Below are 13,167 nucleotides of genomic sequence, written 5' to 3'. Positions count from 1 at the left end.
TCGGCCGATCTCGGCGGGGCCGGCCGCGAGGGCAGCACCGGCGGTACCGGTGGGGCCGGCGGCAACGGCGGCAACGGCGGCTCGGCCGGCAACGTCGGCAACGGTGGCGACGGCGGCAACGGCGGCAACGGCGGCGCCGGGTCCACCAGCAGTTCCGGCGGCGCCGGCGGGCCGGGCGGCGCGGCCGGTAAGGCCCTCGGGACGGGTACCGACGGGGTGCCCGGCAAGCCCGGCGCCCGCGGCAGCTGACCTCGGCGAACTGCTTGCGACACGCGCCGCCAATGCCCGCCGATTAGGCCGTTCTCAGTCCTACCGAAGGTAAGGTTAAGAGCGCGTGGCGGTCGACGACCGATACCTGGCAAACATCAAGGAATGCGCGATGGAGCTGAGTCTTCGCCCCGTTATGACGGTTATGGTCGCCGTGACTGCCAGCGTCATCGCCCTTACTCCTGCGGCGACACCGCTCCAGCAGGCCATTCACGACCCGGCGATCGAGCTCTCCGCCTCCGCGGAATCCGTCATCGACCTGTCAAACCCCCTCACTGCCGTGCTCGCGCCGTCTGGACTCGGTGCGGAATCGGATGCACTGTTGGACGCCGGTGGGCCCCACACCGGATCTCCGGCCCTCGACGCCCTGGCGCTTTCCGGTATCGACCTCGCGAGCATCGATGACAAGCTGGCGAGCATCATCACCACCACGGCGACGATCGCGATCCTGCTCGGTGTGGCGGTGACCGGCCTGGACGCCACACCGTTGGCGCTGCTGGGCGGGGCGGTGACGTCGCTCGGCACAGCCATCGCCGACCTCGGCGGGGTGTTCACGCCTATCGGTACGGCTGTGGGCGGACTCTCGGAGGTTCCGGCGGGTATCGCAGAACTGATCGAAGCGACGGGCGCGACTATCACACAGGGGATTGTGACGCCGATCTACGACTACCTGATCAAGCTGGTCTCGCCCGATTCGGTTCCGACGCTCCCCGACCTCACCACCACGATGGACCCCAGCGCAGTGCTGGACCTCGGCCGGCTAGTGCCGGATCTGCTGACCGTTTTCTGAGTCTGGGAGGCACCACCGCAGGAAGGCCGGGCTGCGCGCAGACTGCTTGGGATAGGCTCTCTCACCGGCTGGACCACAAGGCACAGAGCGGCAGGAGAAAAGCCATGCCGGCAATCGTCCTGATCGGCGCCCAATGGGGCGACGAGGGCAAAGGCAAGGCCACTGACCTACTCGGCGGCCGGGTGCAGTGGGTGGTGCGTTACCAGGGCGGCAACAACGCCGGCCACACCGTCGTGCTGCCCAGCGGCGAGAACTTCGCGCTGCACCTGATCCCGTCCGGGGTGCTCACGCCGGGGGTCACCAATGTCATCGGTAACGGCGTGGTGATCGATCCGGGTGTGCTGCTCGACGAGCTCACCGGGCTCGAGGACCGTGGTGTTGACACGTCGCGACTGCTGATCTCCGCGGACGCCCACCTGCTGCTGCCCTATCACGTGGCCATCGACAAGGTCACCGAGCGTTACATGGGCAACAAGAAGATCGGTACTACCGGCCGCGGTATCGGCCCGTGCTACCAGGACAAGATCGCCCGCATCGGGGTCCGGGTCGCCGATGTGCTCGATCCCGAGCTGCTGGCCCAAAAAGTTAGGGCGGCTTTGGAATTCAAGAACCAGGTGCTGGTCAAGATCTACAATCGCAAGGCACTGGAACCGGCTCAGGTCGTCGAGTCGCTGCTCGCCCAAGCCGAGGGGTTCAAACATCGCATCGCCGATACCCGGCTGCTGCTCAACACGGCCCTGGAGGCCGGCGAGACGGTGCTGCTGGAGGGGTCGCAGGGCACCCTGCTCGACGTCGACCACGGCACCTATCCCTATGTCACGTCGTCCAATCCCACCGCGGGCGGTGCGTCGGTCGGCTCCGGCATCGGCCCGACTCGGATCACCACCGTGCTCGGCATCCTCAAGGCCTACACCACCCGGGTCGGTTCGGGTCCGTTTCCCACCGAATTGGTCGACGAGCACGGCGAATACCTGTCTAAGACCGGTGGTGAATTCGGGGTCACCACCGGCCGGCGCCGACGGTGCGGCTGGTTCGACGCCGTGGTGGCCCGCTACTCCACCCGGGTCAACGGCATCACCGACTACTTCTTGACCAAGCTCGACGTGCTGTCCAGCCTGGAAACGGTTCCGGTCTGCGTCGGCTACCGGGTCGACGGCAAGCGCACCTACGAAATGCCGATGACCCAAAGCGATTTGTATCGCGCGGAACCGATTTACGAGGAACTACCAGGCTGGTGGGAGGACATCTCGGGTGCACGAAGGTTCGATGATCTGCCCGCCAAGGCGCGGGACTACGTGTTGCGACTGGAAGAGCTTGCCGGAGCCCATGTTTCCTGTATCGGGGTCGGCCCGGGTCGAGATCAGACCATCGTGCGTCGCGACGTCCTGGCGGTCCGCCGATGAGTGACCAACCCGATTACCTGGACCCCGATTATGCCAAGCACGGCGGGTTCCCGAATTACGAGACCGCCAGGCCGGGACCGGGTTTCGGCCGGTTCGTCACCGCGATGCGGCGCCTGCAGGACCTCGCGGTCTCCACCGACCCCGACGACGACACCTGGGACATCGCCGCCGAGCAGGCCGAAGCGCTGGTGAAGCTGCTCGACCCGTTCCAGGTGCCCGAAGGCGTCGCGCCGGCCGGGCGGGTTCCTTCGCTGCCCGGCATGGGCAGCCTGCTGATGCCGCCGTGGACGATGACTAAGTTCGACGCCGACGGTGTCGAAATGCGCGGCCATTTCAGTCGCTTTTACGTGGGCGGCAACATGGCGGTGCACGGCGGTGTGATCCCGCTGGTGTTCGACTGGTTGTGCGGGATGGTGGTGCACGCGTCCGGACAGCCGATCAGCCGGACCGCGTTTCTCAAGGTGGACTACCGCAAGGTCACGCCGATAGACATCCCGCTTGTCGTGCGCGGGCGGGTGACCGAAACCCAGGGCCGCAAGGCGTTCATCGCCGGCGAGCTCGTCGACGAAACCGACACGTTGCTGGCCGAGGCGCACGCGCTGATGGTGCGGCTGCTGCCCGGCCAGCCTTAGCTCGGCTCCACAACCTTTATCCTGGTCAGCATGCGGCAGACGCGGCCAAGACCCCAGGGTGCGGCCCCATGACAGCCGGACACGATCCGGGCACCGAGGGCTTGACCGCGGCACCGGACGGGAGCCCGGCGCCCGGCCGCGGACGTCATCAGCGGGCCGGCGACGCCGTGCGGACCCGGGTGATGCTGCTGGGATCCGGAGATTTCAGCCGCGAGCTGGCAATCGTCTTGCAACGTCTGGGCGCGGAGGTGATCGCGGTCGAATGCTACGCCGACGCTCCGGCACACGGGGTCGCCGACCAGTCGGTGGTGGTGCAGATGAGCGATACCCAAGCGTTGACCGCGATCATCGGCCAGTTTCATCCCCATTTCGTAGTGACCGTCACCGACAAGGTCGGCGCCGACGCATTGATCGCGGCTGCGGGAAACGGGTTAGCGCAATTCTTCCCAACTGCCCGCGGTGTGCGGCTGACCGCCGACCGGGAAGCTCTGCGGCGGCTGGCCGCCGACGAGCTCGGGCTGCCCACCGCACCATTCTGGTTCGCCGGATCGCTGCACGAACTGCGTGCAGTCGCCGACCATGCCGGGTATCCCTTGCGGGTGCAGCCGGTAACGCTCCCGGCCGGGCAACGAGAGTCGGTGATTTCCGGGCCGCAGGATCTCGAGTCGGCCTGGCAGCGCACGGTATCTCCCGATGCAGGCCCGGACACCACGCGGCTGCTCGTCGAAGCCATCGTCGAAATCGACTTTCACATCACGCTGCTTGCCGTACGCCGCGACGGGCCGGCCGGGCCGGTGATCGACTTCTGCGCGCCGATCGGACGCAACGCAGCCACCCGCGACACGCTGGAATTGTGGCAGCCGCAGGAGATCAGCACAGCTGCCTTGGACGCTGCCAAGTCGATCGCCGCACGTATCGTCAAGGCACTTGGCGGGCGCGGCGTCTTCGGAGTCGAATTGATGGTACGCGGCGACGAGGTGTACTTCTGCGACGTCAGCGTCCGACCCTACGAGTCCGCTCTGGTGACACTGCGTACCCAGCGGTTGTCGGCGTTCGAGCTGCAAGCCCGGGCAATCTTGGGTCTGGCGGGCGACACCATCATGATTTCACCGGGCGCGGCACAACTGTTGTATACCGGCGGCACTGATGCCGGGCCCTCCACCGAAGCGCTGGCTGCTGCGCTCGCGGTGCCGGAAAGTGATGTGCGGATGTTCACCCGGTCGACCCGGCCCGACGCCCGGCGTCTGCTGGCGGTGGCCGTGGTCACCGCGGCGGATGCAAAAACCGCGCGCCGCCGTGCCCGGCAGGCATCGGCAGCGCTGGTCCACTGACGGTCAGCCCGCGCCTGGTGGATAGCCACAGAACAATTCAGCGCGACGCGCCAAGCAAATACCGGGTTCCTCACCGGAGACAAATTATGGTCTCTTCGTGTACCGGCGAACGGTTTTGAAATTACCTCTGCTGCTGGCAGCAGGCATGGCGCTCACCGCAACCCCGCGTGCCGCCGCAGCGGCAAACCGCTGGTCGGCTGATCGCGCCCATCGCTGGTATCAAGCCCAGGGCTGGCCCGTCGGTGCGAACTACATCACCTCGACCGCCATCAACCAGCTGGAGATGTTTCAGCCCGACACCTATGACCCCCGCCGGATCGACACCGAACTGGGCTGGGCCCGGTCGCACGGCCTCAACACGGTACGCGTGTTCCTTCACGATCAGCTCTGGGCGCAGGACTCTCGGGGGTTTCAGGCCCGTCTTGCGAAGTTTGTCGACATTGCGGCGCGTCACCGCATCAAGCCGCTGTTTGTCTTGTTCGACTCATGTTGGGATCCGCTGCCAACACCGGGGCGCCAGCGCGCGCCCAGACCCGGGGTGCACAACTCCGGATGGGTGCAGAGCCCGGGCGCCGAACGCCTCGGTGACCGCCGTTATCTGCCCACTCTGCGGAACTACGTCACCGGCGTGCTGAGCCAATTCCGCAACGACGGCCGCATACTGGGCTGGGATCTGTGGAATGAGCCCGACAATCCGGCGCGGGTATATCACCGAGTCGAGCGACGGGACAAGCAGGAACTGGTCGCAGACCTGCTTCCGCAGGTGTTCGGGTGGGCACGCGCAGTTGACCCGAGTCAACCGCTGACAAGTGCTGTGTGGGACGGTGTATGGGGAGATCCCGCACGCCGCAGCACCGTCAGCAACATTCAACTTGACAACTCCGACGTGATCACATTCCACTGCTATGGCCGGCCGGCGAATTTCGAGAACCGTATCGCCGAGCTGCAACCGCTGGGCCGGCCGCTGATGTGCACGGAGTACATGGCCCGCACCCAAGGCAGCACGGTAGAGGGAATTCTGCCGATTGCCAAGCGAGACAAGGTTGGTGCCTTCAACTGGGGTTTAGTAGCAGGCAAAACCCAGACCTACTACCCCTGGGATTCCTGGGACCAGCCCTACACGTCGGTGCCGGAGGTGTGGTTTCACGACCTGCTCCATTCGGACGGAAAACCTTTTCAGGACAACGAAGTTCAAAAGATTCGAGGATTGTCCGCCTTGTAGCGGTTGATCAGGGCCGGTGCTCGACGACGCCTATCGCATGCTGGGCGCGGTCCTCGTAGGCTGCACGGGCCTCGGTGTCGAGATTGAGAAAGACCGTGCTGGTGCCCGTCTTGTTGCCCAGCCAGCGGCGGGCACGAGTCGGCAGCAGCATCGTCAGGATGCCGATGTAGCGAGACACTCCGGGCACCGACACCTGGGTCTTCGGCTTGTCGAGCACTTTGACGATCGCGGCGGCGACGTGCTCGGGCTGCACCGGCTTTGTCACGACGCTCGTCTTGGTACCGGAGATCAAGTCGGTATTGGTGAACACCGGCAGCACCGCGGTGACGTCGACGCCCTGCGACGCGACCTCGTCAGCCAACGCACGGGAGAGCCCGACCACGGCAAACTTGGTGCCGGCGTAGACCACCTGCCCGGGCAATGCCACCATGCCGGCCATCGACGCCACGTTGACGATGTGGCCGTTGCCACGTTTGACCATCTCCGGCAGCACCAACTGGCAGCCGGTGAGCACCCCGTAGAAGTTGACCTCGATCGATGAGCGGATGGCATCGGTCGACTGCTGAAGAAAAGGACCGACCGGCATCACGCCGGCGTTGTTGATCAACACGTCGATAGGCCCGCCGCCGTCGGCACGGGCCTTGTCCAGGAAGGCCGCGAATGACTTCCGGTCGGTGACGTCGAGCGGGTGGCCTGAAACCGGACCCAGTTTGCTCATGCCGGCGACAGTTTGCTCGAGAACGCTCACGTCCCGATCACCGATAACCACGCGGGCACCGCGTGCCAACAGCGCTTTGGTAGTCGCCAGCCCGATTCCCCGCGCAGCGCCGGTGATCACGACGGTCTTGCCCCTGATCTTGTCCATGCCGACTCACTTTAGCCATGGCAAGACCTCGGATGGGACGAGTTGAGGTGCGCTGGGTGCCAACGCGAAACCCCGCGGGCTCGGTCACCACTCCTTTCGGTCTACCGGCCGTCAGGCGTTGGCGGCGGTCTCACGTTCGGCGAGCTTGGCACGCACGGCAGCCATGTCGAGCTCGTTGATCTGGCGGATCAGGTCCTCGAGCACCGCCGAGGGCATCGCGCCCGGCTGGCTGTAGACGAGGACACCTTCGCGGAAGGCCATGATGGTCGGAATCGACCGGATACCGGCGATCGCGGCCAGTTCTCGCTCGACCTCGGTGTTGACCTTGGCGTGCACGATGTCGGGGTGATCGACGGCGGACCGCTCGAAGACCGGCGCGAACGCGCGGCAAGGCCCGCACCACGGCGCCCAGAAGTCGACCAACACGGTCGGGCTCTCCCGGATCGTCGATTCGAAGTCGGACATGGTGAGTTCTTTGACGGACATTTCCGGCATCCTTCCTTGGGCACGATACCAGGAAAAATACCCCTACCCGTATATCTATTCCCGGGTCGGCCGGCCCGTCCTGAGTGTCGATTGGCGGTTCTCTCATACCCCGGGGGGTAAGATGGGAAAAAGTCGGATTGGAGGACCACATGGCGGATGATCAGGCCGGCATGGCGGCCGTACTGAACCGGTTGCGGCGCGCCCAGGGCCAGCTCGCCGGTGTGATAGCAATGATCGAGCAGGGTCGCGACTGCAAGGATGTCGTCACCCAGCTGGCAGCGGTGTCGAGAGCGCTCGACCGGGCCGGATTCAAAATCGTCGCGTCCGGTTTGCGGGACTGCATCATGGGCTCCGGCAGCGCGACCGGCACGCCTCCGCTCACCGAGCCCGAGCTGGAAAGACTTTTCCTGACCTTGGCCTGAGCACACGTGGTCGCCGTCACAGGCCCAGGTCTTTGGCGATGATCGTCTTCATGATCTCGGTGGTGCCGCCGTAGATGGTCTGGATGCGAGCGTCGACGAATGCCCGTGATACCGGGTACTCGCGCATGTACCCGTAGCCACCGTGCAATTGCAGACAGCGGTCGGCCACCCGCACCTGCAACTCGGTGGTCCACCATTTCAGGCGGGCGGCCCGCCCGGCACTGAGCCCGCCGGTCAAGTGCTCGGCTATGCAGTCGTCGAGATAAGTGCGAGCCACGTCGAGTTCGGTGGCCAGCTCGGCAAGCATGAACTGGGTATTCTGCAGGCCGGAAATGGGCGCGCCGAAGGCGTTGCGCTGCCGGACGTAGTCGATAGTCTCGGCCAGCACGCCCTCCGCGGCGGCCACCGCGCCCACCGCCAGCGACAGCCGCTCCTGGGGAAGGTGGGCCATCAGCTGGTAGAAGCCCCGGCCTTCGGCTTCGAGCAGGGAATCGGCGGGAACCCGCATGTCGGTGAAGCTCAGCTCACTGGTGTCCTGCGCGTGCAAACCGATCTTGTCCAGGTTGCGGCCGCGGTGAAAACCCGGCGTGCTCGACTCGACGACCAGGAGTGACAAACCCTTGTGCCGATCGGGTGCAGTGCGTGCGGCGATCACGAACAAGTCGCCGATCTGCCCGTTGGAGATAAACGTTTTAGCGCCGTTGACCAGGTAGTGGTCACCGTCGCGCACCGCGGTGGTGCGGATCCCGGCCAGGTCGCTGCCGGCGCCTGGCTCGGTCATCGCAATGCCGATTATCGTCTCGCCCGTCACCACACCGGGAAGCCAGCGCCGTTGTTGTTCGGGTGTCGTCAGGTCGGTGAGATAGGGCAGCACGATGTCGTTTTGCAACGAGAAAGCCACAGCCTCGGCCGCCGCTCCGACCCGCTGGAGTTCTTCGACGACGATCGCGTTGTAGCGAAAGTCGTCAACGCCCGGACCGCCGAATTCTTCGGGCACCGAAAACCCCAGCAGTCCAAGCTTGCCGGCCTCGGTGAACAGGGAACGGTCCAAACGCCCCGCCTTCTCCCAGTGTTCGTGGGAAGGCACAACGGTCGATTGTACGAAATCACGCACCAGCGAACGGAACTGATGGTGCTCAGACGTGTATTCCAGGCGCGGGCTCAATCGACATAATCCTCTCAGCGGAAAGCGTCCAGACCGGTGAGAGCTTGCCCCAGGACTAGCTGGTGCATCTCGGGGGTTCCCTCGTAGGTCAGCACCGATTCCAGGTTGACCATGTGCCGGATCACCGGATACTCCAGTGATATTCCATTGCCGCCCAGAATCGTCCGGGCAGTCCGGCAGATCTCGAGCGCTTCCCGGGTGTTGTTGAGCTTGCCGAAGCTGACCTGCTCGGGACGAAGTCCGACGCGATCCTTGAGCCGGCCCAGATGCAGTGCGAGGAGCTGACCTTTGTTCAGTTCGACCGCCATGTCGACGAGCTTGGCCTGAGTCAGCTGAAATCCCGCGATCGGGCGGTCGAATTGGGTCCTCGTCGTCGCGTATTCCAGCGCGGACTGCCACGCCGATCGTGCGGCGCCCATCGATCCCCAGATGATGCCGTAGCGCGCCTCGGATAAGCACGCCAGCGGGCTGCGCAAGCCGATCGAATCGGGCAGCACCGCATCGTGCGGCAGCCGTACGTCGTCGAGCACCAACTCGCTGGTGATCGACGCGCGCAGCGAAAGTTTGTGGTGAATCGTGTTCGCGGTGAATCCCGCCACGTCGGTAGGAACGATGAATCCGCGGATCCCGTCGTCGGTAGCCGCCCACACGATCGCGACATCGGCAACCGAACCGTTGGTGATCCACATCTTGCGGCCGTTGAGCACCCAGTCGGGGCCGTCCCGTCGGGCCCGGGTTTTCATCGCCGCCGGATTGGACCCGACGTCGGGTTCGGTGAGTCCGAAACATCCGAGCAGTTCGCCTGCGGCCATGCCCGGCAACCACTGTCGCTTCTGCTCTTCGGACCCGTTGTTCCAGATGGCAAACATCGCCAGCGACCCTTGCACCGATACCAGCGACCGGATTCCGGAGTCGGCGGCTTCCAGTTCCAGGCAAGCCAGCCCGTAATGCACGGCCGATGCCCCGCCGCAGCCGTAGCCCTGCAGGTGCATGCCCAGCAGTCCGAGCTCGCCGAGTTGCTTGGCGAGCTCGCGGACCGGCAGGTCGCCTATCTCGAACCACTGGGCGGCATATGGGGTGATCTGTTCGGCGCAGAACGCTCGGACCGTGTCACGCAGCGCGATCTCGTCGTCGGTCAGCGACGCGTCCAGGCCGAGCGGGTCGTTGGGGTCGAAAGGCGGCTTACTGCTCATCGGACGAGCTTACTCAGCCGGCCATCGTCAGACCGCCGCTGACACTGATCACCTGACCGGTGATGAACGACGCGGCATCGGAGGCGAAGAACAACACCGGCGCGGCCACTTCCTCGGGCCGGGCCAGCCGGCGGAACGGGATCGCTTTGACCAGAGCCTGCCTGAGCTTCTCCGGCTGCGCCGCGAACAGCGGAGTATCGGTGGGGCCGGGACACACACAGTTGACGGTAATCAGGTAGCGGGCCATCTCCCGGGCGAGCGATTTGGTCAGCGCGATGACGCCGCCCTTGGCGCCGGCGTAGATGGTTTCGCCCGCGCTGCCGACACGGCCCGCGTCGCTGGCCACGTTGATGACCCGCCCGCCACCCCCGGCCTCGATCATCGCCGGCAGGAACGCGCTGCAGATGTGCACCGGCCCGAGGTAGTTGATCGCCACCACCTTTTCGGCGAATTCGGTTGTCGCGTTGAGAAATTGGTCAGTCCGATCCCAGCCGGCGGCATTGACCAGCACAGTGGGGACGCCGATGTCGGCGTGCGCCCGGTCACGCAGCGCGTCAACCCGGGACCGGTCGGCGACGTCGACCGGCAGCGCCGTGATGCACTGCGGGTACTCCCGGGCGGTGGCCGCTGCGGCCGCCTCGTCGATGTCGGCGGCGATCACGTGGTCACCCTGGGCGGCAAACCCGAGCGCGATCGCTTTGCCGATACCCGATCCGGCGCCGGTCACCAGTGCGATTGTGCTGCTCATCTGCACTCAGCGGTGTCGGTCAAGTGCACTCCCGCGCAATCGTGTGGATCGCATTATTCATACCAGGGCCGTGCGATGGCCAGGTCAAGCCGGTGTCAAGCCCGGTATTGTCGCGGCATGCGACTGCCGCGGGGTCTGGGCTGGCTCGGCGCCGACGTCGCCTGCGTGCTGGTGTTCTGCACGGTCGGACGGCGCAGCCACCACGAAGGACTCGACGTCGCCGGCGTTGCGGCCACGGCCTGGCCGTTTTTGACCGGCACCTTGCTGGGGTGGGTTTTGTCGCGAGGTTGGCGGCGGCCGACGGCGCTGGCCCCGACCGGCATGGTCGTCTGGGTGTGCACGGTCGCGACGGGGATGGTGTTGCGGAAGCTGTCGTCGTCCGGGGTCTCTGCCAGCTTCGTGGTGGTCGCTTCGTCGGTCACCGCCCTGTTGTTGCTGGGTTGGCGGGCCGCGCTGGCCGCGGCGCTCCGGGGAGGCGCTAAGGCGTGATCCGGTGCTCGGCGCGGCGGGCGGCGTGCCTGGCGACGCGGACCTGAACACGCCGGCAATTTCACGGCAACAAGGACGAGGCGATGGTGAATATCCATCCCACGTCGGCAGCGATCGGATCACCGACGGCGCCAAGGAGGTTGCCAGCCTCGAGCTGGTCGATGAAGAGGCTCACGTCATATGCGGGCATCGCGGTGAACAGCACGTTGACGGTGTCGGCAAGCGGGAGCAGACCCGAATAGACGGACGACAACGCGCCGCTGAGCTCGCCGGCAAGCGACAGCAGCGTGGTGTGCGAGCCGGTCGTGATGTCCTGAGATGCCGGCCCGCCGAATTCCGCTTGCAGCAGTTGGCCCAGCGTCGGGTGCGGGGTGTCGACGATGCCCATCGTGAATGCCGCTTTGACCAGCTCTGACAGCACCGGGTTGTCGATGATGGGCGTTGGTCGGTACGTATCGGGGTTCTGCAGATCTTTGGCGGCGTCGGTGACTCCCTGCAGCAGGCCGTCGCCGAGGGCGGTGAGCACCTCGGCCGGGTTGAGACCGGTGGGAAACAGGCCGAACGTGGTGGGCACATTGGCCGGGCCCGCGGCCCAGCCGTCGGAGATGCTGCCGTAGCCCAGGTTGACCAGGATTCTCGTGTCGGGTTCCAGCAAGTCGTAGAGCGGTTGCCCGACCACCGGGATCAGCCGCAGCGGATCCAACAGGGGCAGACTCTCGGTGGGGATCATGTAATAGTTGGTCAGCCCCTCCCCGGTCAGGGCCTCCGAGCCCGGCAAGAGAATCGCCCGACCGCCGTCTGTGGTGGGTATCAGCTCGGCGGGCGTGAGAACCGGGTACGTGCTGTGCACGATGATGGTGCCGAAGAGGGCGTTGAGGTCCGACAGCAGGTTGAGCGGGTAGCGCGGCACGTCGGCGAAGCCGTCATATTCTTTCGTGTAGATGTCGGTAGGGAACAAGTCATCCGGGGTGGCGCCGCTGAACGTGCCGAAGAAAGGGATGGTGGGATTCGTGCCGGGCGGGACGTCGAAGAGTTGCAACTGGCCGCCGCTGGGGTTGTTGGGGTCACCGACCAGTACGAAATGCACATCGTCACTGGGCACACCCTGCGCAGCCAGTTGCGACATGGTCAACGAGGCGATGGTGGCGCTCTCCGACCAGCCGAAAACCACGACAGGGTTGGCGGCATCGACATGCCCTCCGGCGATGTGGTTTTCAATCGCCGAATCCAGAATTTGCTCCCCCTGGGCCACCGCCTGGTTGAACTCCAGGCTTCTGACGCCGGTACTCGGGTAGTCCCCTTCGGGGGTGAATAACCCCTGCGCAGTGCCGGTGAAGTCGCGCGGCTGCAGATACAGCGTGTCGGCGGCGTCCACATAGCGTTGGCCCGGTATCGGGAAGCCGCTGGGGCCGATCACCAACGCCGGGCCGTCCCCGAGCGGCGAGTCGGCGGTATCGCCGGCGAGCAGAACCACGTGGGCCGGCACGCTGACCGATGGAGGCACGAACGACGAGCTCACCGCCAGGCCCGCACCCATCATGGCGACACCAAAGGTGCTGAACCAACCACGCATCGGGCTTTCCCCCTTCAGGTGGGCTTAACTCCACAAGGCGCAGAATTGCCGAGCCGGTCGAGACTCGCCGACTGTCGTCAGGCAGCCGGGCCTCGCGGGTGCCGCTCAATGTAACAGGGTTGCGAAAGGTGTCAAGGCCGATGAGCCCGGTTCCGGCGTCGATTCGGCCAGCGCTTCGGAAGTGGTTGATCCAGGCGATGGCTCGGAATCCAGGCTCGCGGACAGTCTTTCAGAGCGTGCGTGTGCTTTTGCCGTCATCCCCAAGGCCAACTCGGTCCGGCGCAGCCGGCAGTGCTGTTCGAGCCTTCTCGGCGGCCGGCTCGAACAGGCGGCTGTCGAGCGATCATCTGGCGGGGGTGAGAGCAGCTACGCGGATCGCTGCGGGACCTCCAGATTCCCATCCCGGCATGGGGCCGATGGTGTCGATCTCAACGAATCCACGGCGCTCCGAGAACGCGCGGGGGGCCACGCAGGGCGCGTAGCGGTGCCGATCCCAACACCAGCCGCGGCGCTCGGCGAGGTCACCAGCGACGCGGCAGGCACATCTGTGCCGAAGTAGTCAGGAAGGTCGCGCACGATTG

The 13,167-nt window shown here is 65.6% G+C and carries 13 protein-coding genes and 1 pseudogene; 8 read left to right on the top strand and 6 right to left on the bottom strand.

Translation table 11 applies throughout. The features are described 5' to 3' along the window. From F6Q13_RS04185 to F6Q13_RS04160, 6 genes and pseudogenes are all read left to right on the top strand, one after another. Positions 1-249: pseudogene (locus tag F6Q13_RS04185) on the top strand (hypothetical protein); the annotation flags it as partial. A gap of 85 nt (positions 250-334) precedes the next feature. Then, a complete protein-coding gene (locus F6Q13_RS04180) occupies positions 335-1,057 on the top strand; it encodes a hypothetical protein (RefSeq protein WP_293052666.1) in 723 nt (240 codons plus the stop codon). A gap of 104 nt (positions 1,058-1,161) precedes the next feature. Next, positions 1,162-2,460, top strand: coding sequence for an adenylosuccinate synthase (locus tag F6Q13_RS04175; RefSeq protein WP_293052663.1), 1,299 nt, complete (start codon positions 1,162-1,164; stop codon positions 2,458-2,460). Next, positions 2,457-3,092 carry a PaaI family thioesterase gene (locus F6Q13_RS04170; protein ID WP_293052660.1) on the top strand — a complete coding sequence of 212 codons (636 nt, stop codon included), beginning with the start codon at positions 2,457-2,459 and terminating at the stop codon, positions 3,090-3,092. Before F6Q13_RS04175 ends, F6Q13_RS04170 begins: the two co-directional genes overlap by 4 nt. Positions 3,093-3,160: 68 nt before the next feature. Further along, positions 3,161-4,423: a formate-dependent phosphoribosylglycinamide formyltransferase gene (gene purT, locus F6Q13_RS04165; protein WP_293052657.1), complete on the top strand. Its 1,263-nt coding sequence runs from the start codon at positions 3,161-3,163 to the stop codon at positions 4,421-4,423. A gap of 97 nt (positions 4,424-4,520) precedes the next feature. Further along, a complete protein-coding gene (locus F6Q13_RS04160; RefSeq protein ID WP_293052654.1) occupies positions 4,521-5,645 on the top strand; it encodes a 1,4-beta-xylanase in 1,125 nt (374 codons plus the stop codon). 7 nt (positions 5,646-5,652) lie between these two features. Here F6Q13_RS04160 and F6Q13_RS04155 read toward each other — a convergent pair whose 3' ends face one another. Continuing rightward, the gene (locus F6Q13_RS04155) at positions 5,653-6,510 is read right to left on the bottom strand and encodes an SDR family oxidoreductase (RefSeq protein WP_293052651.1); all 858 of its coding nucleotides are present in this window, start codon (positions 6,508-6,510) and stop codon (positions 5,653-5,655) included. 111 nt (positions 6,511-6,621) lie between these two features. After that, the gene (trxA, locus tag F6Q13_RS04150) at positions 6,622-6,996 is read right to left on the bottom strand and encodes a thioredoxin (protein ID WP_293052648.1); all 375 of its coding nucleotides are present in this window, start codon (positions 6,994-6,996) and stop codon (positions 6,622-6,624) included. Between the two features lie 149 nt (positions 6,997-7,145). Here trxA and F6Q13_RS04145 point away from each other — a divergent pair, with 149 nt between their 5' ends. After that, entirely contained in the window at positions 7,146-7,418 is a 273-nt protein-coding gene (locus tag F6Q13_RS04145) for a metal-sensitive transcriptional regulator (RefSeq protein ID WP_293052645.1), read from the top strand. Between the two features lie 16 nt (positions 7,419-7,434). On the opposite strand, the gene F6Q13_RS04140 is transcribed toward F6Q13_RS04145, so the two are convergent. From F6Q13_RS04140 to F6Q13_RS04130, 3 genes are read right to left on the bottom strand one after another with little or no spacing between them, the layout of a single operon-like run. Continuing rightward, complete coding sequence (locus F6Q13_RS04140) at positions 7,435-8,583, bottom strand: acyl-CoA dehydrogenase family protein (RefSeq protein WP_293052642.1); 1,149 nt, start codon at positions 8,581-8,583, stop codon at positions 7,435-7,437. A 14-nt stretch (positions 8,584-8,597) separates the two neighbouring features. Beyond that, positions 8,598-9,776 carry an acyl-CoA dehydrogenase family protein gene (locus tag F6Q13_RS04135; RefSeq protein ID WP_293052639.1) on the bottom strand — a complete coding sequence of 393 codons (1,179 nt, stop codon included), beginning with the start codon at positions 9,774-9,776 and terminating at the stop codon, positions 8,598-8,600. Positions 9,777-9,789: 13 nt separating this feature from the next. Continuing rightward, positions 9,790-10,524, bottom strand: coding sequence for an SDR family oxidoreductase (locus F6Q13_RS04130; RefSeq protein ID WP_293052636.1), 735 nt, complete (start codon positions 10,522-10,524; stop codon positions 9,790-9,792). Positions 10,525-10,641: 117 nt separating this feature from the next. Between F6Q13_RS04130 and F6Q13_RS04125 the strand changes: the two genes are divergently transcribed. Further along, positions 10,642-11,013, top strand: coding sequence for a DUF3054 domain-containing protein (locus F6Q13_RS04125; RefSeq protein WP_293052633.1), 372 nt, complete (start codon positions 10,642-10,644; stop codon positions 11,011-11,013). A 61-nt stretch (positions 11,014-11,074) separates the two neighbouring features. On the opposite strand, the gene F6Q13_RS04120 is transcribed toward F6Q13_RS04125, so the two are convergent. Next, a complete protein-coding gene (locus F6Q13_RS04120) occupies positions 11,075-12,586 on the bottom strand; it encodes a PE-PPE domain-containing protein (RefSeq protein WP_293052630.1) in 1,512 nt (503 codons plus the stop codon). Between the last annotated feature and the right edge of the window lie 581 nt (positions 12,587-13,167).

Origin of the sequence: Mycobacterium sp., from assembly GCF_008709575.1 — a bacterium.
In the GTDB taxonomy this organism is placed as follows: Bacteria; Actinomycetota; Actinomycetes; order Mycobacteriales; family Mycobacteriaceae; genus Mycobacterium.
Note: the sequence above shows the minus strand (reverse complement) of the source record. Positions and strands in the feature narration are given on the sequence as shown.

Bases quoted from the DNA above. Each gene is read 5' to 3' on its own strand.
- F6Q13_RS04145 (WP_293052645.1), top strand. From the start codon at position 7,146: ATGGCGGATGATCAGGCCGGCATGGCGGCCGTACTGAACCGGTTGCGG.
- F6Q13_RS04125 (WP_293052633.1), top strand. From the start codon at position 10,642: ATGCGACTGCCGCGGGGTCTGGGCTGGCTCGGCGCCGACGTCGCCTGC.
- purT (WP_293052657.1), top strand. From the start codon at position 3,161: ATGACAGCCGGACACGATCCGGGCACCGAGGGCTTGACCGCGGCACCG.
- F6Q13_RS04120 (WP_293052630.1), bottom strand. From the start codon at position 12,586: ATGCGTGGTTGGTTCAGCACCTTTGGTGTCGCCATGATGGGTGCGGGC.
- F6Q13_RS04155 (WP_293052651.1), bottom strand. From the start codon at position 6,510: ATGGACAAGATCAGGGGCAAGACCGTCGTGATCACCGGCGCTGCGCGG.
- trxA (WP_293052648.1), bottom strand. From the start codon at position 6,996: ATGTCCGTCAAAGAACTCACCATGTCCGACTTCGAATCGACGATCCGG.
- F6Q13_RS04175 (WP_293052663.1), top strand. From the start codon at position 1,162: ATGCCGGCAATCGTCCTGATCGGCGCCCAATGGGGCGACGAGGGCAAA.
- F6Q13_RS04135 (WP_293052639.1), bottom strand. From the start codon at position 9,776: ATGAGCAGTAAGCCGCCTTTCGACCCCAACGACCCGCTCGGCCTGGAC.
- F6Q13_RS04130 (WP_293052636.1), bottom strand. From the start codon at position 10,524: ATGAGCAGCACAATCGCACTGGTGACCGGCGCCGGATCGGGTATCGGC.
- F6Q13_RS04170 (WP_293052660.1), top strand. From the start codon at position 2,457: ATGAGTGACCAACCCGATTACCTGGACCCCGATTATGCCAAGCACGGC.